Origin of the sequence: Bradyrhizobium guangdongense, from assembly GCF_004114975.1 — a bacterium.
GTDB classification, from domain to species: domain Bacteria; phylum Pseudomonadota; class Alphaproteobacteria; order Rhizobiales; family Xanthobacteraceae; genus Bradyrhizobium; species Bradyrhizobium guangdongense.
Genome location: NZ_CP030051.1, coordinates 67991 through 87746 on the forward strand (window position 1 = coordinate 67991; position 19756 = coordinate 87746).

Genomic DNA, 19756 nt, shown 5'->3' on the forward strand with positions numbered 1-19756 from the left:
TCTTGGTAATGCTTGATAATACGCCTAGCCCAGGCTCGTGCCCTGCTTGAACAGTCCGACCTTCAGATCCTTGGCGCGATAAATAATCTGGTCATCGACCGAAAGCCATCCGTCGGCGATGCCGAGCACGAGCTTTGAACGCATCACGCGCTTGATATCGACGTTGTACACAACCTTGCGGGCCTCGGGCAGCACCTGGCCGCTGAACTTTAATTCGTTGAGGCCAAGTGCACGGCCACGACCTTCGCCTCCGGTCCAGCCGAGATAGAAGCCGACCATTTGCCAGAGCGCATCGAGGCCGAGGCAGCCGGGCATGACGGGATCGTTCTTGAAGTGGCAGCCGAAGAACCAGAGGTCCGGCTTCACGTCGAGTTCGGCGCGCACCAGTCCCTTGCCGAACTCGCCGCCATCGTCGTTGATTTCCGTGATGCGGTCGAACATCAGCATCGGCGGCAGCGGCAGCTGTGCATTGCCCGGGCCGAACATCTCGCCGCGGGCGCATGCCAGCAGATCTTCGTATTCGTAACCGTTGCGCCTGTTCAGCATGCAGAAGCCTCTATTCTAACCCCGATTGATCGGCGTTTCTGGCAAAAATGGGCCCCGTTTCGTCCGGAAAGCAACGCGTCGTCAGCAGGCGCGAATGCCGAGCCCGGATGGACCTGCACACATGGACTTGCGAACCCGGCCTCAATTGCCCGGCCGCGCCACACCAGGCTAAGCGGAACCGGGCGCTCTCTAACACAGGGCATTTCGGTGGCAAAGCGATCTCATGAAGGTAAAATGACGAGGCTCGGGCGCGGTTCCCTCGCTAATTAGAACCACTCTAGTTGCGAGAAACTTGCATCTGCATCTATCTGTCCATATATTGCAGGTAGATAGAGTCCACGCGTGCCCGAATTTTGGAAATGAGCGAGAACAACGCGCCCCTTCGCCACGACGACGTCCATGCCGCCCTACTGGCCGGCCGCCAGCCGGCTCTGACCGGCTGCCCTTGGCACGACGTCAACGAAATGCTGCAGTCCGCGGGCCTGCGTCCGACGCGCCAGCGCATGGCGCTGGGCTGGCTGTTGTTCGGTAAGGGTGCACGCCACCTCACGGCTGAAATGCTCTACGAGGAAGCGACCCTGGCCAAGGTCCCGGTGTCGCTCGCAACCGTCTACAACACGCTGAATCAGCTGACCGACGCCGGTCTGCTGCGCCAGGTCAGCGTCGACGGCACCAAGACCTATTTCGATACCAACGTCACCACCCATCACCATTATTATCTCGAGAACAGCCACGAGCTGGTCGACATCGAGGATCCGCATCTGGCGCTGTCCAAGATGCCGGAGGTGCCGGAGGGTTACGAAATCTCACGCATCGACATGGTCGTGCGGCTGCGCAAGAAGCGCTGAGATCGTTCAATCGCTAGTTTGATCGTCAGGACCGGGCAGAAGCGCGAAGCGCGTCTTCGCGCGAGACGTCCCGGCCATTGTCAAGCCGTCAATTCACCTGCTCGTCGGCGTAAACGCCCCAGAGGCGCTCCTGCTGGATCCAGCCGTCAAACCCGTTGCCGGTGACGTGGCACCAGTTGGTCGTGCACTTTTTCACCTGCGTGACGACGCCAGCCTGGAGCTTTGCGGCAACCGCGCTGTCCGGATCGGCGCGATCATAGATCGGCGCGAGCTCGTCCTTGTGCTTCATGGTGACCACCGCAGTGCGGCGGCCCGACAGCAGCGAATGATAGACCCAGCCCTCGGCACCTTCGGAATCGCGGACCCGCCGCCAATTCTCGAACTCGGCCGTGATTTCGACCGGCAGGCCGGCGCGGGTGTAGACCCAGGCCACGTCATTGTCCTTGGTCGGGCCGGCGCGGACGTTCACGTGATCCGATTTCAGGCTGACATAGCGCGGCACCGGCAGACCGCTGGCGGTCTGCGGGGTGGCGTCCTTGGCCGAATGCGAGGGGCCGACCGAAGCGCTCCACCAGGTGCAAACGAGCGCCATCACCGAACAAAAACGCCCCAACGCCATTAACCCGTCTCCTGTCGAAGACCCGGCTGAACCGGATCCTCTCCCCAAATTCCAAACCCTGCCGCATCCCCTCTCCCGCCCCACGCGGGTGTTCCCGGAGCCTTAGTCCTGGTTCTTGTCTTGGCCCGGCCTTCTGCTAGAGAGGACGGACGCTTGAACAACCAGTTTGCCCCGATTTTCCGGCCGGAAATCGGGGGAAAGCTTGAAGGAAACGCCGGGGACGACACGGCAAGGCCAGTGTCGAACAACCGGGTTAATGAGGCCTCAACGGCCGGCCTTTGGCGACAAAGGCGGCCTGCAACGCCTCATGAGGGCAGGACATGTCGGTGAAGAAAAAGCCCCTCGTCGTCGTGACGCGCAAGCTGCCGGACTCGATCGAGACCCGGATGCGCGAACTGTTCGACGCGCGCATCAATCTCGACGATACGCCGATGTCGGCCGAGCAGATCGCCGAAGCCGCGCGCACCGCCGACATCCTGGTTCCGACGGTCACCGATCACATCAGTGCCGACATCGTCAACCAGCCCGACTGCAAGCTGCGCCTGATCGCGAATTTCGGTAACGGCGTCGACAATATCGACGTCGCAGCTGCGCATGCCCGCGGCATCACCGTTACCAACACGCCGAAGGTGCTGACCGAAGACACCGCCGACATGACCATGGCGCTGATCCTGGCCGTGCCGCGCCGAATGATCGAGGGCGCCTCGGTGCTGACCGAAGGAAAACCCTGGGCGGGCTGGTCGCCGACCTGGATGCTCGGTCACCGCATCGGAGGCAAGCGCCTCGGCATCATCGGCATGGGCCGCATCGGCCAAGCGGTTGCGCGCCGCGCCCGCGCCTTCGGCCTGCAGATCCACTATCACAACCGCCGTCCCGTCGCGCCTGTCATCGCCGAAGAGCTCGGCGCGACTTATTGGGAAAGTCTCGACCAGATGCTGGCGCGGATGGACATCATCTCGGTGAACTGCCCGCACACGCCGGCGACCTTTCATCTGCTGTCGGCGCGGCGGCTGAAGCTGATCCGCAAGGACGCCTACATCGTCAACACCGCGCGCGGCGAGGTCACCGACGAGGACACGCTGATCAAGCTGATCGAAGGCGGCGAGATAGCCGGCGCCGGCCTCGACGTCTACGAGCACGAGCCCGCGGTCAATCCGAAGCTGGTGCGGCTTGCGAAGGCCGGCAAGGTGACCCTGATGCCGCATATGGGCTCGGCCACGATCGAGGGCCGGGTCGAGATGGGGGAGAAGGTGATCATCAACATTCGCACCTTCCTCGACGCACACAAGCCGCCGGACCGGGTGCTGCCGAGCATGCTGTAGGTCGCAAAGACCTATCGCGCTCAGTCGCGATGAGCGCTGAGATCGGCGATCACGGGCCCATCGCCATTGAGCGGATTGGCTGGATCGCGCCCATAGCGCAAGGTCTCGAAGCGCATTGCGCGCGCATCGATCATCAGCAGGCGGCCGACCAGGCCCTCACCGAAACCGACGATCTCGCGGATCGCCTCCAGCGCCATCATGGAGCCCATCACGCCGGCAAGCGCGCCCATGACGCCGGCCTCGGCGCAGGCCGGCACGGTGCCCGGCGGCGGCGCTTCCGGAAACAGGCACCGATAGGTCGGATTGAATTCGCCCTGTTCGTTGGTCTCGTGCGCGCGGATCGTCGTGAGCGAACCGTCGAAGGTGCCGAGCGCCGCCGTGATCAGCGGGCGCTTCGCGAAAAAGCAGGCATCCGAGACCAGATAGCGCGTCGAGAAATTGTCGGAACCATCGAGCACGAGATCGTAGTCGCCGATCAGATCGAGCGCGTTGTCGGCATTGAGCCAGGTCGCGTGACCGACGAAACGGACATGCGGATTGAGCTCGGCGATCCGCTCGGCCGCGCTCTCGACCTTGTGCCGGCCGATGTCAGGAGTGGTGTGGATCACCTGGCGCTGCAGGTTGGACAGCGACACAACGTCGTCATCGACCACGCCGAGCGTGCCGACGCCGGCGGCGGCCAGATACATCAGCGCGGGCGCTCCGAGACCGCCGGCACCGATCACCAGCACGGAAGCCCGCTTCAGCGCGGCCTGACCGGGACCACCGACATCGCGCAGCACGATATGGCGGGCATAGCGTTCGAGTTCGTCCGGGCTCAGCACCGTCTCTTACTCCTGAACCACCCCGAGATTGTTCGCGACCAACGAGATGTGCTTCAATGGCAGCGCGTTCAATGGGCTGGCTGGATTTGTCATGAGATCGATGCTTGCGGCAACACTGATGTTGGCGTCTGCCACAGGCGCGAACGCCCAGATGACGGCGCCGCAGGTCCCCGGCGCCAGGCCGAAGGTGGTCCAGACCGCCCCGATCAAGCCGCCCGCCGTGCAAACGCCGTCGGAAACGGCCGACGCGATGGCGCAGGCCGAGCGGCTATCGCTGCAATCCGACCTCGCTTGGGTCGGTCAATATAACGGCGCCATCACCGGCGACGTCAGCTCGCGCATGGTCGACGCCATCAAGGAATACCAGAGAGCCAAGGGCGGCAAACCAACCGGTGTGCTCAATCCGCAGGAGCGCGCCGCCCTCGCCGAGACCGCACGGCGCAAGCAGGACAGCGTCGGCTGGAAGATCGTGACCGAGATGACCAGCGGCGCGCGGCTCGGCATTCCCTCGAAGCTGGTGCCGCAACAGGCCACCGATGCCAACGGCTCGAAATGGACCTCACCGACCGGAACGGTGCAGGTGCTGCTCAGCCGCCGCAAGGAGGCGAACCCGACCACCGCAAAACTCGCGGACGCCGAGAAGAAGGAGCCAGCGGGGCGCAAGATCGACTACACCGTGGTGAAGCCCGACTTCTTCGTGCTTTCAGGGTTGCAGGGTCTGAAGAAGTTTTACGTGCGCGGCACCTCTAGAGGCGACGAAGTCCGCATCATGACCATTCTGTACGACCAGGCCATGGAGAACACGGTCGAGCCGGTCGTGATCGCGATGTCGAGCGCATTCAACGCGTTTCCGTCGGGGCCACAGGCCGGGCCGCCGCCGCGCAAGACTGTCGAATACGGCACCGGCATCGTCGTCAGCGACGACGGCGCGATCGTCACGGATCGTCTCGTCACCGACTCTTGCCTCGCCATCACCATCGGCGGCTACGGCAATGCCGATCGTCTCGCCGAGGACAAGGAGCACGATCTCGCGCTGCTGCACATCTATGGCGCACGCGGCCTGAAGCCGCTCAGCCTCGCGAGCGGCGTTGTGAAGACGAGTGTCGATATCGTCGGCATCGCCGATCCGCAGAGCCAGGGCGGCGCGGCAGGCGTGTCGAGCGTCAAGGGCGCGCTGGCGCCGGTGACGTCGAGCGATTCTGCGCTCTCGCCTCCGCCCGCGGTCGGCTTCTCCGGCAGCCCGGCCATGGACGGCGACGGCAAATTCGCCGGCATCGCGCTGCTGAAATCGGCAATGGTTGCGGGCCCCACGACTTCGGTGCCGGCATCGCAAGCGGTGATGGTCTCGGCAGAAGCCGTGCGCGATTTCCTGAAGGCGAACGCGGTCGCTGCGAACGGCACGTCGACCGACGCGAAGGCCGCCGTCGTGCGTGTCATCTGCGTGCGGAAATAGCTTTCGTGTCCCGGACGCGCAGCAACGCTTAGCGTTGCTGCGCAGAGCCGGGACCCAAGCATCCTCATGCGCCGTGTTGGTGGATTTCTGAGCCCCGGCTCAGCAGCCCACCGCTTCGCGCTGCGCTGCGTCCGGGGCATGAAGCCTAACTCAGCCTGAACCTGATCCCGCTCTTCGCAAGACCACCCGAAATTCCGACCGGCGTGCCATCCGCCCGCCAGCAGGCGGCGCCCGTCATGGTGCCGTCGTCATGGAAGGCGATCCCGTTCATGCCGCCGGCGACCGTCGCGACCGGCTGCACCTTGTGGCCAAGCGCTGTGAGCTTTGTGCGGACGCTCTCGGGGATGGTCTGCTCGACCTCGAGCGCATTGCCTTCGGTCCAGACCCGCGGCGCCTCGACGGCCTCCTGCAGACTCATGCCGTGATCGATCAGATTGAGCAGCGCCTGCATCGCGCTTGGGAAGATGCGTTTGCCTCCGGGCAGGCCCAGCGCGTAGCGCAGCTTGCCGTCGCGGAGCGCCATCATCGGCGACATCGAGGTCGTGACGCGCTTGCCCGGCGCCAGCGACAGCGCATGGCCCGGCCGCGGATCGAACAGGTTCATGTAATTGTTGGCGATGGCCCCGAGACCCGGGATCATGATCTTGGCGCCAAAGAGATTGTTGATGGTCTGGGTGGTCGCGACCACGTTGCCGAAACTGTCTGCCGCCGTTAGATGCGTGGTATGCGCGCTTTCGAGCTGCGTCACCCCGGCGCCAAAGGCCTGCGCCCGCGCCGGATCGATCGTACGACGGCGCTCCTCGGCGTAAGCCTTCGAGGTCAGCTTCTCTACGGGCACGCCGACGTAATCGGGATCGCCGCTGGCGGCGGCACGATCGGCGAAGGCGATCTTCAGGACTTCGGCGAGGTAATGGATGGTCTCTGACGTTCCGAAGCCGAGGGCGCCGATGTCGTAGCCTTCCAGGATGTTCAGCATCTGCGTGATATGCACGCCGGAAGCCGCCGGCGGCGGGGGACCGAAAATGGTCCAGCCGCGATAAGAGGCGCGGATCGGCAGCCGCTCGACGGTCCTGTAGTTGGCGAGATCGTTGCGGCGGATGAAACCGCCTGATTTCTCCATGTAGTCGACGAGGATATCGCCGAGCGGCCCTCCGTAGAGGGCCGCCTCGCCATGATCGGCAATATAACGGAGCGTCTCGGCATATTCCGATTGCACCACGCGTTCGCCGACCTTGAGCGGCTCCCCATTGGGCAGATAGATCGCGGCGATCGGCTTGTCCTTGCGCATCTCGGCGGCGCACTCGCTGATGCATTCGTGCAGGTAAGGCGTGGCGGCATAGCCGCGCGCGGCGTGCTTGATCGCCGGCTGCATGACGTCGGCCAGCGACATGGTGCCGAACCTTTGCAGCGTCTCGCACCAGGCTTTCAACGAGCCCGGCGTCGCAACCGCCTTCGGGCCGTTGAGGTTCTCGTTGCCGACGGTGTCGAACACGTCGTGCGCCGAGCCTGGCTTGGATGTGTAGGTGGTGTCACGCACCGAAGCAGGGACGGTGCTCTGGCCATCGATGACGCGGTGGCTGCCATCGGCGAGGCGGATATGCGCCATGCCGCCGCCGATGATGCCGACCATCATCGGCTCGACCACCGTCAGCGTGAACAGCGTCGCGATCGCGGCATCGATGGCGTTGCCGCCGGCGGCCAGCATCTCGGCACCGGCGCTGGAGGCGAGCGGATGATTGCTGACCACCATGCCGCGGCTCGAGACCGCCGGCATCTTCTGACATTCGAAGCTGGTTGCCGTCCGTTCGCGCCAGTTGCCGCCCATGCCGCTCGCCTTTCTTGTTCACTGCGGCAAGCACATCATACGCGCGAATACGGGTCCAGTATTGGTACGGATTAGCTGGCATTCCCGATTCTGCCATCATCGTCAGCGTTGATTCGGACATCCGCGGTCCCCTTTGGATCGGGCAAGGCACGTCCTGAGCGAGAAGAGCTCAGCATCAAGAAGCGATGCACGTTCGCGTGGCGTTACCCGTAAGACCCAAGCACTCCAAAGGATTGATCTTCCCATGCACACGATCGTACTGGCCACCCAAAAGGGCGGCAGCGGCAAGAGCACGCTCGCCGTCGGCCTCGCGCTGGCTGCCAAGCAGGCCGGCTTCACCGTCCGCCTGATCGAGACCGACCCGCAGGGCACCCTCTCCAACTGGCAGCGCCGCCGCAACAACGACGATATCGTCGTCGAGCCGATCTATCACGCCGCCGATCTCGCGCCGCGGCTGAAGATGCTGGCCGACAGCGGCCTCCAGCTCGCGATCGTCGATACCGCGGCGGGCCTTTCCGCAGCGACCACCGCCGCGATCCGCTACTCGGACCTCTGCCTGATCCCGGCCCGCCCGAGCGTCGCCGACATCGAGGCGACCGTCTCAACGCTCAGCGTCGCGCGCGCCTGGAAGCGTCCCTACAGCTTCGTGCTGAACCAGACGCCGATCCGCGGCCAGCGCATCGACAATGCCGCGAGCGCGCTCGCCGAGGAAGCCGCGCTCGATCTCGCTGAAGTGCTCGCACGTCCGCTGATCGTGATGCGCAACGACCATCAGGACTCGCTCGCTTCGGGCCTCGCCGTCAGCGAATTCGCCCCGAACGGCAAGTCGACGGAAGAGATTCGCGGCCTCTGGCGCTGGATCGAGACCCGTCTCGAGCTCGAGGCCACGACCAATGTCCTGATCGATGAGGTGATGTCGGCGGCCGACGGGATGCTGCATGCGGCCAGCGAGCTCGCGGCGGACGAAACCACCACTCTGGCGTCCTGAGCGGGGCAATCGCTCGAGACCCAGCGGCTCTTCGCCGTCCGGTGAACGAGCCCAAGCGACGAAGCAATCCGGCCACCAGCCCGGCCGGATTGCTTCGCTTCGCGTTTTGTCGAAAACAACCCCATGCACAGTAGAACCGCGGTCAGCCGAGTTGCCGCGGCGACGGCCCCCAGACGTCTTACTCGTCAGGCAAAACGGCTGTTCGCGAGCTAAGGTGCTCTATTGGTTGGTTCGTCCCAGAGATTCACAGTCTTCCGGCTGCGGTCCCTCTCACTTCTGACATTTCGGGCACCAGAACGTCGACCGTCCGTTCTGGACGAACCGCTTGATCGTGCCGCCGCAGCGCGGCGTGGTGCACTTCTCGCCTTCGCGGTCGTAGACCTTGAAGGAATGCTGGAAATAGCCGAGCTCGCCTGAGGTCTGGCGATGGTCGCGGAGTGACGAGCCGCCGGCCTTGATGGCATCGTTCAGCACGGTGTGGATCGCGCCGACCAGGCGCTTGGCGTGATCGGTCGGCTCGCCCCCGGCAACGCCCTTGCGTTGTCCGGCCTTCGTCGACAACGTCGCGGCGATGCGGCGCGGCGACAGATGCGAGCGGTGCAGCGCTTCGCAGACATAGATGTTGCCGAGCCCTGCGACCACGCGCTGGTCGAGCAGCGCGGCCTTCAGGCTCGTCGCCTTCCCTGCGCAGGCGCGCGCCAGCATGGCGGCATCGAACTCGTTGCCGAGCGGTTCGGGGCCGAGGTCGCGCAGCAACGGCTCGTCTTCGAGCGCGTGGCGCGCAATCACTTTCATGTAACCGAAGCGCCTGGGATCGTTGAAGACGATGTCGGCACCCGAAGACATCCGAAACAGCACATGGTCATGCGCGGAGTCCTTGCCCCTGGGATAGTGAAACTCGCCAGGCGCGGCCTCGTTGTCCGGCTTGATGACGCGAAACGAGCCCGACATGCCCAGATGCATCAACAGCACATCGCCGGAGGCGAGATCGGCCATGAGATATTTTGCACGGCGGCCGAGGCCCGTGACGATCTGCCCCTGGAGCCGGGCCACGAAGTCCGGCTGGAACGGAAAGCGCAAATCCGGCCTGCGAGCCTCCGCGACGACGATTTTGGCCCCCTCCATGACGGGCTGAAGGCCGCGGCGGACGGTCTCGACTTCGGGCAATTCAGGCATGGTCAGGCATTCACCTTATGAGGGCGGTGTGATAGCGCCATTGCGGCGGGCGGGCTATGGTCCGCCCAGTGGAGTAGAGTAATGGATCGGCCGGGCGAAACCACGCATTTTGGCTTCAAAGACGTTCCCCTGGGGGACAAGCAGACGCTGGTGAACGATGTGTTTCACAGCGTGGCGTCGCGCTATGATCTGATGAACGACCTGATGTCCGGTGGACTGCACCGGATCTGGAAGGACATCATGATCAACGCGCTGGATCCGCCGCGAAGCGACCGGCCGTTCAAACTGCTCGACGTCGCCGGCGGCACCGGTGACATCTCGTTCCGCGCCGCCAAGGCGGCGGGTCCCGGCTTTCACGCCACCGTCTTCGACATCAATTCCGACATGCTGGCGGTGGGCCGCGAGCGTGCCGCCAAGCGCCACCTCGAGACCCAGGTCGATTTCGTCGAGGGCAATGCCGAAGCGCTCGCCTTCGCCGACCGCAGCTTCGACGCATATACGATCGCTTTCGGCATCCGCAACGTGCCGCAGATCGACAAGGCGCTGCGCGAGGCCTATCGGGTGCTGAAACCCGGCAGCCGTTTCCTGTGCCTTGAATTCTCGACCGTCGAGATGCCCGGGCTCGACAAGCTCTACGATTTGTTCTCGTTCAAGGTGATCCCGCCGCTCGGCCGCATGGTTACGGGCGATGCCGAATCCTACCAATATCTCGTCGAATCGATCCGCAGGTTTCCGAAGCCGAACGTGTTCGCCGACATGATCCGCGAGGCCGGCTTCTCCCGCGTCGGCTGGCAGACACTGACCGGCGGCATCGTCGCACTGCATTCGGGCTGGCGTTTGTGATTTCTGCCATCACCCACATTTCGCGCCTGATCCGCGCCGCGTTCGTGTTTGCGCGCGAGGGCGTGTTCGGCTCCGTCGATCCCAGCCTGGTGCCGCCGCCAGGACAGCTCGCGCTGAAGCTTGCGCGTCTGGTCGAACGCCGCGGCGCCAAGCACGGCCCGCGGATCTCGCGCGCCCTGACGCGGATGGGCCCGGCCTATCTCAAGCTCGGGCAGTTCCTGGCCACACGCCCTGACGTCGTCGGCGTCGTCATGGCGCGCGATCTCGAAAGCCTGCAGGACCGGCTGCCGCCTTTCTCGCAGGCCGAAGCGGAGGCTGCGATCACCACGTCGCTGGAACGGCCGCTGACGGATGTGTTCGCCAGCTTCGGACCGCCGGTCGCGGCCGCCTCGATCGCGCAGGTGCATCGCGGCGAGGTCGAGCGCGACGGCATTCGCCGGGCCGTCGCGATCAAGGTGCTCAGGCCGAACGTGGCGGCGCGTTTCCGCCGCGACCTCTCCGATTTCTTCTACGTCGCGCACAAGGCCGAGACCTATTCGGCCGAGGCGCGGCGCCTGCGCCTGGTCGAGGTCATCAACACCATGTCGCGCTCCGTCGCGATGGAGATGGACCTGCGGCTCGAGGCCGCGGCGCTGTCGGAGATGGCGGAGAACACGCAGGACGACCCTGATTTTCGCGTGCCTGCCGTCGACTGGGACCGCACCACCCACAACGTGCTGACGATGGAGTGGATCGACGGCATCGCGCTGAACGACCACAAGCGCCTCGAAGAAGCGCAGGTCGACCTGCCCGATCTCGGCCGCAAGATCATCCAGAGCTTCCTGCGCCACGCGCTGCGCGACGGCTTCTTCCACGCCGACATGCATCCGGGCAATCTGTTCCTCGATGACGCCGGCCGCCTCGTCGCGGTCGATTTCGGCATCATGGGCCGGCTCGGCATGAAGGAGCGGCGCTTCCTCGCCGAAATCCTGCTCGGCTTCATCACGCGCGACTATCGCCGCGTCGCCGAGGTGCATTTCGAGGCGGGCTACGTACCTGCACATCATTCGGTGGAGAATTTCGCGCAGGCCATCCGCGCCATCGGCGAGCCGATCCACAACCGCACCGCCGAGGAGATCTCGATGGCGCGGCTGCTGACGCTGCTGCTCGAGGTCACCGGCCTGTTCGACATGACGACGCGGCCCGAGCTGATCCTGCTGCAGAAGACCATGGTGGTGGTCGAAGGCGTCGCGCGCGGCTTCGATCCCAGGCTCGACATCTGGAAGGTCGCCGACCCCGTCGTGCGCGAATGGATCGAGCGCAATCTCGGACCCATCGGCCGCGTGCAGGGCGCGCTCGCCGGCGGCGGCGAGCTCGCCAAGGTGCTGATGCGCCTGCCTGACATCGCCGAGCGCTCGGTTAAGGTGCTGGAGCAGCTCGAGACCATGACGCGGGAAGGCATCCGGCTGTCGCCGGAGAGCATCGCCGCGATGGGACGCAGCGAGGGCCGCAAGAACCGCTGGCGCACCGTGGCAGTCTGGATCATCGCCGTGACCTTCATCGGCATCCTGATCGCTGTCCGGAATCTCTGATCTCCAAAAGCGTGATTGCATTGCAATCACGCGGGTGATAGCATCGCTATCATTCCGTGCTGGAGGGGCGTCATGGCAAGCCTGACCATCCGCAAGCTCGACGACGCCGTCAAAACCTATTTGCGGCTGCGATCGGCGAGGAATCGCCGGTCGGTGGAGGAAGAGGTTCGAGTCATCCTGCGGGAGCTGATCGAGGGCCGCGAGGAGCCGCTGACGCCGTTTTCGGCGCCTCCCGCACCATCCGGCGTCCCGGCGCCCCAGCGCACCGGCGCCCTCCCCGAGGCCAGCGTCACCCTGATCATCGGGGGCGGCATCGCCGCCTACAAGTCGCTCGATCTGATCCGCCGGCTGAAGGAGCGCCGCATCGAGGTCCGCTGCGTGCTGACCAAAGCGGCGCAGCAATTCGTCACGCCGATGGCTGCAAGCGCGCTGTCGCATGAGCGCGTCCATACCGACTTGTTCGACCCCCAGAGCGAGTTCGACGCCGGCCATATCCGGCTGGCGCGCGACTGCGATCTGATCGTGGTGGCGCCGGCCACCGCCGATTTGATGGCGAAGATGGCGAACGGCCATGCCGACGATCTCGCCAGCGCGATCCTGCTCGCGACCAACAGAAAAATCCTGCTGGCGCCGGCGATGAATCCGCTGATGTGGAACAACGCCGCCACCCGCCGCAACGTCGCGCAGCTGCAGCGCGACGGCGTGGTGCTGATCGGCCCCAATTCCGGCGAGATGGCCGAAGCCGGCGAAGCTGGCATCGGCCGCATGTCGGAGGCGATCGAAATCGCCAACGCCGCCGAGAAATTGCTGCGGCCGCCGGTGCCGCGGCCGCTCGCCGGCAAGCGCGTGCTGATCACGGCGGGACCCACCCACGAGCCGATCGATCCGGTGCGCTATATCGCCAATCGCTCCTCCGGCAAGCAGGGCTTTGCCATTGCCGCCGCTGCGCAGGCCGCGGGCGCCGAGGTGGTCCTGGTGAGCGGCCCGGTCGATCTCGATGATCCCGCCGGCGTCACCGTGAAGCACGTGGAATCGGCGCGGCAAATGCTGGAGCAGGTGCAATCCGCGCTGCCCGCCGACATCGCGATCTTCGCCGCCGCCGTCGCCGACTGGCGCGTCGCCAATGAAGGCGAGCAGAAGCTGAAGAAGACGTCAGCCGGCATGCCGCCGCTTCAGCTGGTCGAGAACCCCGATATCCTCGCCACGATCTCCAAGCTCACTGAAAAGCGCCCGCCGCTGGTGATCGGCTTCGCCGCCGAGACCGAGCATCTCATCGAGAATGCCAAGACCAAGCTCGCCCGCAAGGGCTGCGACTGGATCGTCGCCAACGACGTCTCGCCCGCCACAGGCGTGATGGGCGGCGACCGCAACACCGTGCACCTCATCAGCAAGAATGCCGAGAACAACAACGAGATCACAGTTGATTCCTGGCCTGTCATGACCAAGGAACAGGTCGCGATCGAGCTGGTCGCGCATATCGTGAAAAGCGCGACCAAGAAATCTCCGGAGCCGGCATCTTGAGCAACAAAGTCACGGTCGAACTGCAGCGCCTGCCTCATGCGGAAGGCTTGGCCCTGCCGACCTATCAAACCGCGCAGGCCGCCGGCCTCGATTTGATGGCGGCGGTGCCGGAGGGCGAGCCGATCACGCTCGCGCCGGGCCAATACGCGCTGGTGCCGACCGGGCTGGCGATTGCCTTGCCGCCGGGACACGAGGCCCAGGTGCGGCCGCGCTCCGGGCTTGCCGCCAAGCACGGCGTCACCGTGCTGAACACGCCCGGCACCATCGACGCCGACTATCGCGGCGAGATCAAGGTGATCCTGATCAACCACGGCGCCAGCCCGTTCGTGATCAAGCGCGGCGAGCGCATCGCGCAGATGGTGATCGCGCCGGTGCTTCAGGCCACGCTGGTTCCCGTGGCCACACTGTCCTCGACCGATCGTGGCGCCGGTGGGTTTGGGTCGACGGGGCGGTAAGTCGCATCGAGCTCAATCGACCGCCGCGCTCTCTCCGTTCCCTCCCCCCTTGTGGGGGAGGGGCAGGGAGGGGGGCCACACGAGGATTCTCTCCGCCGTACCGCTAGCGCTGCATCATCAGCACCTTTTGCTTGGCTACCCCCCTCCCTAACCGTCCCCCACAAGGGGGGAGGGAACCTACCTGCGTTGGAGCGCGATCGAGTCTCATCCGCATCGGCTGACGCGCAGTCTCATCCGCGGAATTACGTGACGCCGGAACTCCACACTCGGCATTTTTGTAAGACCGCCTTTGCGTTCACGATCTGGACTCTTACCGGTGGAGTCGCGGTGAGGGTATTGTCTTTTGATTCGCGCGCGGCGGGGGTCGCCGCGCGTAAATTCGTGCGGTCTTGGGGCAACTATGTCAGGCGTGATCGTGTCGATGCGTCGGACGCTGTTGTCGTGCACATCGTTGGCGCGCAACAGCTTGTTGGGAGGCGCTCTCGCAGCGCTGCTGCCGGCTGAGCCGGCGAAAGCCTCCGACCTTGTCGATACACTCTCGATATTGCTGGATTTCAACCGGCAGGAGCTCGCGGTGCTGGCCACTGCGCTGGCCTTGCTCGGCTTCTCGGTCATGGCTGCGATCCTCTTGATGCGCACGCGCGTGCGCACCGCCAAGAGCGAGGCGGCGTTGCGCGGGCGAATCAGGGAACTCCAGTTGCAGGCCGACCGCTTCGGCGCGCTGCTGTTCGCCGAACCGCAGGTCCTGATCTCCTGGCCGGCCGGCGACGATCGCGCGCAGATCTCCGGCGATATCTCCATGGTGCTGCCGCGTGATTCGTCGCCGCAGCGCGTGCTCGCCTTTGGAACCTGGCTGCCGCCGGAACCGGCGCTGCAGATGGATCACGCCGTCGATCACTTGCGCGAACGCGGCGACGGTTTCCAGCTGACGCTGACCACCGCCAACGGCCATACGCTGGAAGCGATCGGCCGCGCCATCGGCGGCCAGGCCATTGTCCGGATTCGCGAATTGTCCGGTCTGCGGCGCGACCTGGCCGAGACCAATCTGCGCTACAGGGCGCTCTCCGACGAAACCGAGATGCTGCGCGGCTTCGCCGCAGCTAGCCCGTGGCCGATCTGGGCCAAGGGCGAGAACGGCGCGCTGACCTTTGCCAACCCGGCCTATGTCCGCGCCACCGAGGCGACCAGCATCGCTGACGCCCAGGACCGCAAGCTCGAGCTGCTCGACAGCGCCGACCGCACCGCCATGGAGCGCGGCCTGAAAGAGGCTGCGAGTTTTACCTCGCGCCTGCCGATCGTGATCGGCGGCGAGCGCCGCATGTACGACGTGCGCGCCGTCAATGTCGGCCATGGCAGCGTCGGCGTCGCGATCGATGCCAGCGAGGCCGATGCGCTGAGCGCGGCGCTGGTGCGGATGGCGGAGGCGCATCGCCGCACGCTCGACCAGCTCTCGTCGGGCGTTGCCGTGTTCGACGGCCAGCGCCGGCTCGCCTTCTACAACGATTCCTACCGCCGGCTGTGGGATCTCGACCGCAGCTTCCTCGACACCCACCCCGACGATTCCAGCGTGCTCGACCAGCTCCGCGCCGCGCGCAAATTGCCGGAGCAACCGGACTTCCGCGCCTGGAAGGCCAAGCTGCACGAGGCCTACCACGCGGTCGAGGCCGCCAAGGACACCTGGTACCTGCCCGATGGCCGCGCGCTGTCGGTCGTGACCACGCCCAATCCCGAGGGCGGCGTCACCTATCTGTTCGACGACGTCACCGAAAGCCTCGAGCTCGCCCGCCGCTTCGACGGCATGATCCGGGTCCAGCGCGAGACGCTCGACAGCCTCGCCGAGGGCGTCGCCGTGTTCGGCAGCAACGGCAAGGCGCAGCTGTTCAATCCGGCGTTCCTGAGGATGTGGAAGCTCTCGAACGATTCCATGCGCGAGGAGCCGCACATCCAGACCGTCGAAGGCTGGTGCCACCAGCTCTTCGACGACCCCGCGGTCTGGCGCCAGATCCGCGAGGCCATCACCTCGATCGAGAACCGCGCCGACGTACCGCTGAAGCTGGAGCGCAAGGACGGCAGCGTGCTCGACGGCATGATCCGTCCGCTGCACGACGGCGCCACCATGCTGACCTTCCTCGACATCACCGACACCGAGAATGTCGAGCGCGCGCTGCGCGAGCGCAACGAGGCGCTGGAAGCCGCCGACCAGATGAAGGTGGATTTCGTCCACCACGTCTCCTACGAGCTGCGCTCGCCGCTCACCACCATCATCGGCTTCGCGCATTTCCTCAGCGACCCCTCGACCGGGCCGCTGACGCCGAAGCAGGCCGAATATCTCGACTACGTCACCAAATCGACCAACGCGCTGCTGGCGCTGACCAACAACATCCTCGATCTCGCCACCATCGACGCCGGGGCCATGAAGCTGGAGCTCGGCCCGGTCGACGTCAGCAAGACCATCGAGCTCGCCGCCGAAGGCATCCAGGACCGGCTCGCCACCGACCGCATCCGCCTCAAGGTCGAAATCGCGCCCAACGTCGGCAGCTTCATCGGGGACGAGAAGCGCGTGGTGCAGGTGCTCTATAATCTGCTCGCCAACGCAGTCGGCTTCTCGCCGCAGGATTCCACCGTCGGCATCAGCGCGCGCCGCACCGAGCACAGCGTGGTCTTCATTGTGACAGATTCCGGACCTGGAATACCCGCCGACATGAAGGACAAGGTGTTCAACTGGTTCGAAAGCCGCTCCCAGGGCTCGCGTCATCGCGGCGCCGGGCTCGGCCTGTCGCTGGTGCGCTCCTTCGTCGAGCTGCATGGCGGCAAGGTGCAGGTGGATTCGGTCGTCGGCAAAGGCACGGTCGTCACTTGCGACTTCCCGACCGACCAGGCGGCGCATCGCGACGCCGCCGAATGAGCGAACCAGCCACACTCTCCGTTGCGCTCCAAGACGAGACGGCGACTGCGCAATTGATGGCCGACCTCGCGCTCCTGATCGGCCCCGGCGACACCATCACGCTGACGGGCGATCTCGGCGCCGGGAAAACCGCGGCCGCGCGCAGCCTGATCCGCTATCTCGCCGGCGACGACGGGCTGGAAGTGCCGAGCCCGACCTTCACGCTGGTGCAGGGCTACGAGCTGCCGGCATTTCCTGTCATGCATGCCGACCTCTACCGTGTGGAAGATGAAGGCGAGCTCGAGGAGATCGGGCTGTCGCCCTTGCCCGACGCCACGCTGGTGCTGATCGAATGGCCCGAGCGCGCGCCATCGGCGATGCCCGAAGACCGCATCGATATCGCGCTGACGCATCGCCCGGAGCTGGGATCGACGGCGCGCGCCGCCGACATCACCGGCTACGGCAAGAGCGCCGCGACCATTGCGCGGCTGAAGTCCTTGCGCGAATTCCTCGACGCGTCAGGCTATCTCGACGCCGGCCGCAGACGCATGGCGGGTGATGCCTCGACGCGCTCCTATGCGCGCCTGTTCCGCGACGACGGCATCGTCATCCTCATGAACTCGCCGCAGCGCCCCGATGGCGCTGCGATCTACAATGGCAAGTCCTACAGCGCCGCGGTGCATCTCGCCGAGAACATCAAACCGTTCGTCGCGATCGACGAGGGCCTGCGCGCGCAGGGAATTTCCGCGCCGAAGATCCACCATGTCGATCTCGACCACGGCTTCCTGATCTCGGAAGATTTCGGCAGCGAAGGCGTGGTTGAAGGCAATCCGCCGCGGCCGATCCCCGAGCGCTATGAGGCGGCAACTGACGTGCTGGCCATGCTCCACGGAAGGTCGCTGCCGGAAACCCTGCCGCTGGACGGGCAGACCTACACGATTCCCGCTTTCGACACCGAGGCGCTGCTGATCGAGATCGGCTTGATGCCGGAATGGTACCTGCCCGACCGCAACGCGCCGCTGAGCGAGGCCAAGCGCGCGGAATTCTTCGCGATGTGGCGCGAATTGCTGAAGAAGCCGCTGGCCGCCCCGAAGACGTGGATCATCCGCGACTACCACTCGCCAAATCTGATCTGGCTCGCGGATCGCACCGGTATCGAGCGCGTCGGCGTGATCGATTTCCAGGACACCGTGCTCGGCCCGCGCTCCTACGACGTCGTGTCGCTGCTGCAGGATGCGCGCATCGACGTGCCTGAAGCGCTCGAGCTGACGCTGCTGTCGCGCTACATCAAGGCGCGCCGCACCGAGGATGCAAGCTTCGATCCGGCCGGTTTTGCCGAGCTCTATGCCATCATGTCGGCGCAGCGCAACACGCGCCTGCTCGGCACTTTCGCCCGGCTCAACCGCCGCGACGGCAAGCCGCATTACCTGCGCCATCAGCCGCGGATCTGGACCTATCTGCAGCGCTCCCTCGCCCATCCCGCGCTCGAGCCTTTGCGCGACTGGTACCTCGCCAACGTCCCGCCGCCCCAATCCTGAAACAGGAACCGGTTTACCGGCTGTTAGCCATCGCACCGGTATCCTCGCCCGCGGGCAGCCGGATGAATACGGGGGCTGGAGCAGGGCAGATGGCGGTCAAGGCGGACCATCGCGGGACCAACAGGGTCGTTTTCGAGCGTGGGGTACCGGCCCAGATGATGGGCATCGACGGCACCTGGCGGCGCGACTGCACCATGGAGGACGTCTCCGAGACCGGCGCCAAGCTGACCATCGACGGCTCCGTCGAGGGTCTGCACCTGAAGGAATTTTTCCTGGTGCTGTCGTCGACCGGGCTTGCGTACCGGCGTTGCGAACTGGCCTGGGTGAATGGCGACCAGATCGGCGTCAATTTCCTGAAAGCCGGCGACAAGAAGAAAAAGGCGCGTTCCACAGCCGCTGGGGCGTGACGGCAACACACGTCGCACAACCGTCACGGCGGGTGGCTAAGGCGGTTCAGACGCGGTGCGGCGGGTCGGGGCCCGTGCTAGGCTGCCGCAAATAGAGACTTCGAGGTTCGAGAAAGCGAAGGATGTCCGTCAAACCGACCAAAGCCATGGTGCTCGCCGCGGGGTTCGGCCTGCGCATGCGTCCGTTGACGGATAAGATGCCGAAGCCGATGGTGCCGGTGGCGGGACAGCCGCTGCTCGACCACGTGCTCGACAAGCTGGCTCAGGCCGGCGTCGCCGAGGCCGTGGTCAACGTGCATTACCTGCCGGACCAGATCATCGAGCACACCGCAACCCGCCAGCATCCGCGCGTGATCATCTCGGACGAGCGCGACCAGGTGCTCGGCACCGGCGGCGGCGTGGTCAAGGCGCTGCCGCTGCTCGGCGACGCGCCGTTCTTCCACGTCAATTCCGACACGCTGTGGATCGACGGCGTGCGCTCCAACCTGGCGCGGCTCGCGGAAAATTTCGACCCGGACCGCATGGACATCCTGCTGCTGATGGCGCCGACGGCGACCAGCATCGGCTATGGCGGCCGCGGCGATTACGGCATGCTGCCCGACGGCGCCCTGCGCAAGCGCAAGGAAAAAGAGATCGTCCCGTTCGTCTATGCCGGCGCCGCCATCCTGTCGCCCAGGATCTTCGAAGGCGCGCCGCAGGGCGAGTTCTCGCTGACCAGGATGTTCGACCGCGCCAATGAGCAGGAGCGCCTGTTCGGCCTGCGCCTCGACGGCGTCTGGATGCATGTCGGCACGCCCGACGCGGTGCACGCCGCGGAAGAGGCGTTTCTGGAGAGCGTGGCGTAGGCCTGCCACGAAGACGGTGCCGTAGGGTGGGTAAAGGCGCACTGGCGCCGTGCCCACCATCTCTCTCGATCGCAGAAAATGCGTGGGCACG

At 65.3% G+C, this 19756-nt stretch carries 17 protein-coding genes; 12 read left to right on the forward strand and 5 right to left on the reverse strand.

Annotated elements, in window-relative coordinates:
• Positions 1-24 precede the first annotated feature (24 nt).
• Positions 25-546: a bifunctional 3-hydroxydecanoyl-ACP dehydratase/trans-2-decenoyl-ACP isomerase gene (gene fabA, locus X265_RS00290; protein WP_097663360.1), complete on the reverse strand. Its 522-nt coding sequence runs from the start codon at positions 544-546 to the stop codon at positions 25-27.
• Positions 547-905: 359 nt separating this feature from the next.
• On the opposite strand from fabA, the gene irrA reads away from it, so the two are divergent.
• Entirely contained in the window at positions 906-1394 is a 489-nt protein-coding gene (gene irrA, locus X265_RS00295) for an iron response transcriptional regulator IrrA (RefSeq protein WP_128963107.1), read from the forward strand.
• Between the two features lie 88 nt (positions 1395-1482).
• Here the strand turns inward: irrA and X265_RS00300 are convergent, their stop codons facing one another.
• On the reverse strand, positions 1483-2013 hold the full coding sequence (locus X265_RS00300) for an SH3 domain-containing protein (RefSeq protein WP_128963108.1): 531 nt from the start codon (positions 2011-2013) through the stop codon (positions 1483-1485).
• 320 nt (positions 2014-2333) lie between these two features.
• Here X265_RS00300 and X265_RS00305 point away from each other — a divergent pair, with 320 nt between their 5' ends.
• Positions 2334-3335 carry a 2-hydroxyacid dehydrogenase gene (locus X265_RS00305; protein ID WP_128963109.1) on the forward strand — a complete coding sequence of 334 codons (1002 nt, stop codon included), beginning with the start codon at positions 2334-2336 and terminating at the stop codon, positions 3333-3335.
• 20 nt (positions 3336-3355) lie between these two features.
• Here the strand turns inward: X265_RS00305 and X265_RS00310 are convergent, their stop codons facing one another.
• Positions 3356-4159, reverse strand: a complete 804-nt coding sequence (locus X265_RS00310) for a HesA/MoeB/ThiF family protein (RefSeq protein WP_128963110.1) — start codon at positions 4157-4159, stop codon at positions 3356-3358.
• A gap of 91 nt (positions 4160-4250) precedes the next feature.
• Here X265_RS00310 and X265_RS00315 point away from each other — a divergent pair, with 91 nt between their 5' ends.
• Positions 4251-5612 (forward strand): serine protease, encoded by a 1362-nt coding sequence (locus tag X265_RS00315; RefSeq protein ID WP_164938349.1) that lies wholly within the window; start codon positions 4251-4253, stop codon positions 5610-5612.
• 145 nt (positions 5613-5757) lie between these two features.
• On the opposite strand, the gene ggt is transcribed toward X265_RS00315, so the two are convergent.
• Entirely contained in the window at positions 5758-7437 is a 1680-nt protein-coding gene (gene ggt / locus X265_RS00320; protein WP_128963111.1) for a gamma-glutamyltransferase, read from the reverse strand.
• A gap of 244 nt (positions 7438-7681) precedes the next feature.
• On the opposite strand from ggt, the gene X265_RS00325 reads away from it, so the two are divergent.
• Positions 7682-8425 carry a ParA family protein gene (locus tag X265_RS00325; protein ID WP_128963112.1) on the forward strand — a complete coding sequence of 248 codons (744 nt, stop codon included), beginning with the start codon at positions 7682-7684 and terminating at the stop codon, positions 8423-8425.
• A 270-nt stretch (positions 8426-8695) separates the two neighbouring features.
• On the opposite strand, the gene mutM is transcribed toward X265_RS00325, so the two are convergent.
• On the reverse strand, positions 8696-9601 hold the full coding sequence (mutM, locus tag X265_RS00330; RefSeq protein ID WP_128963113.1) for a bifunctional DNA-formamidopyrimidine glycosylase/DNA-(apurinic or apyrimidinic site) lyase: 906 nt from the start codon (positions 9599-9601) through the stop codon (positions 8696-8698).
• A gap of 81 nt (positions 9602-9682) precedes the next feature.
• Here mutM and ubiE point away from each other — a divergent pair, with 81 nt between their 5' ends.
• The 8 genes from ubiE (at position 9683) to X265_RS00370 (ending at position 19665) form a co-directional block, all read left to right on the forward strand.
• The gene (gene ubiE / locus X265_RS00335; protein ID WP_128963114.1) at positions 9683-10444 is read left to right on the forward strand and encodes a bifunctional demethylmenaquinone methyltransferase/2-methoxy-6-polyprenyl-1,4-benzoquinol methylase UbiE; all 762 of its coding nucleotides are present in this window, start codon (positions 9683-9685) and stop codon (positions 10442-10444) included.
• On the forward strand, positions 10441-12015 hold the full coding sequence (gene ubiB, locus X265_RS00340) for a 2-polyprenylphenol 6-hydroxylase (protein ID WP_128963115.1): 1575 nt from the start codon (positions 10441-10443) through the stop codon (positions 12013-12015). The genes ubiE and ubiB overlap by 4 nt, the downstream gene beginning before the upstream one ends.
• 72 nt (positions 12016-12087) lie before the next feature.
• Entirely contained in the window at positions 12088-13536 is a 1449-nt protein-coding gene (gene coaBC, locus X265_RS00345) for a bifunctional phosphopantothenoylcysteine decarboxylase/phosphopantothenate--cysteine ligase CoaBC (protein WP_128963116.1), read from the forward strand.
• Entirely contained in the window at positions 13533-13991 is a 459-nt protein-coding gene (gene dut, locus X265_RS00350) for a dUTP diphosphatase (protein WP_128963117.1), read from the forward strand. The genes coaBC and dut overlap by 4 nt, the downstream gene beginning before the upstream one ends.
• Before the next feature lie 400 nt (positions 13992-14391).
• Entirely contained in the window at positions 14392-16896 is a 2505-nt protein-coding gene (locus X265_RS00355; RefSeq protein WP_128963118.1) for a sensor histidine kinase, read from the forward strand.
• A complete protein-coding gene (gene tsaE / locus X265_RS00360) occupies positions 16893-18413 on the forward strand; it encodes a tRNA (adenosine(37)-N6)-threonylcarbamoyltransferase complex ATPase subunit type 1 TsaE (RefSeq protein ID WP_128963119.1) in 1521 nt (506 codons plus the stop codon). The genes X265_RS00355 and tsaE overlap by 4 nt, the downstream gene beginning before the upstream one ends.
• Positions 18414-18502: 89 nt before the next feature.
• Positions 18503-18820, forward strand: a complete 318-nt coding sequence (locus X265_RS00365; RefSeq protein ID WP_128963120.1) for a PilZ domain-containing protein — start codon at positions 18503-18505, stop codon at positions 18818-18820.
• Positions 18821-18942: 122 nt separating this feature from the next.
• Entirely contained in the window at positions 18943-19665 is a 723-nt protein-coding gene (locus X265_RS00370; protein WP_128963121.1) for a nucleotidyltransferase family protein, read from the forward strand.
• Positions 19666-19756: the final 91 nt, after the last annotated feature.

Bases quoted from the DNA above. Each gene is read 5' to 3' on its own strand.
- fabA (WP_097663360.1), bottom strand. From the start codon at position 546: ATGCTGAACAGGCGCAACGGTTACGAATACGAAGATCTGCTGGCATGC.
- irrA (WP_128963107.1), top strand. From the start codon at position 906: ATGAGCGAGAACAACGCGCCCCTTCGCCACGACGACGTCCATGCCGCC.
- X265_RS00300 (WP_128963108.1), bottom strand. From the start codon at position 2,013: ATGGCGTTGGGGCGTTTTTGTTCGGTGATGGCGCTCGTTTGCACCTGG.
- X265_RS00305 (WP_128963109.1), top strand. From the start codon at position 2,334: ATGTCGGTGAAGAAAAAGCCCCTCGTCGTCGTGACGCGCAAGCTGCCG.
- X265_RS00315 (WP_164938349.1), top strand. From the start codon at position 4,251: ATGAGATCGATGCTTGCGGCAACACTGATGTTGGCGTCTGCCACAGGC.
- ggt (WP_128963111.1), bottom strand. From the start codon at position 7,437: ATGGGCGGCAACTGGCGCGAACGGACGGCAACCAGCTTCGAATGTCAG.
- X265_RS00325 (WP_128963112.1), top strand. From the start codon at position 7,682: ATGCACACGATCGTACTGGCCACCCAAAAGGGCGGCAGCGGCAAGAGC.
- mutM (WP_128963113.1), bottom strand. From the start codon at position 9,601: ATGCCTGAATTGCCCGAAGTCGAGACCGTCCGCCGCGGCCTTCAGCCC.
- ubiE (WP_128963114.1), top strand. From the start codon at position 9,683: ATGGATCGGCCGGGCGAAACCACGCATTTTGGCTTCAAAGACGTTCCC.
- coaBC (WP_128963116.1), top strand. From the start codon at position 12,088: ATGGCAAGCCTGACCATCCGCAAGCTCGACGACGCCGTCAAAACCTAT.
- X265_RS00355 (WP_128963118.1), top strand. From the start codon at position 14,392: ATGTCAGGCGTGATCGTGTCGATGCGTCGGACGCTGTTGTCGTGCACA.
- tsaE (WP_128963119.1), top strand. From the start codon at position 16,893: ATGAGCGAACCAGCCACACTCTCCGTTGCGCTCCAAGACGAGACGGCG.
- X265_RS00365 (WP_128963120.1), top strand. From the start codon at position 18,503: ATGGCGGTCAAGGCGGACCATCGCGGGACCAACAGGGTCGTTTTCGAG.
- X265_RS00370 (WP_128963121.1), top strand. From the start codon at position 18,943: ATGTCCGTCAAACCGACCAAAGCCATGGTGCTCGCCGCGGGGTTCGGC.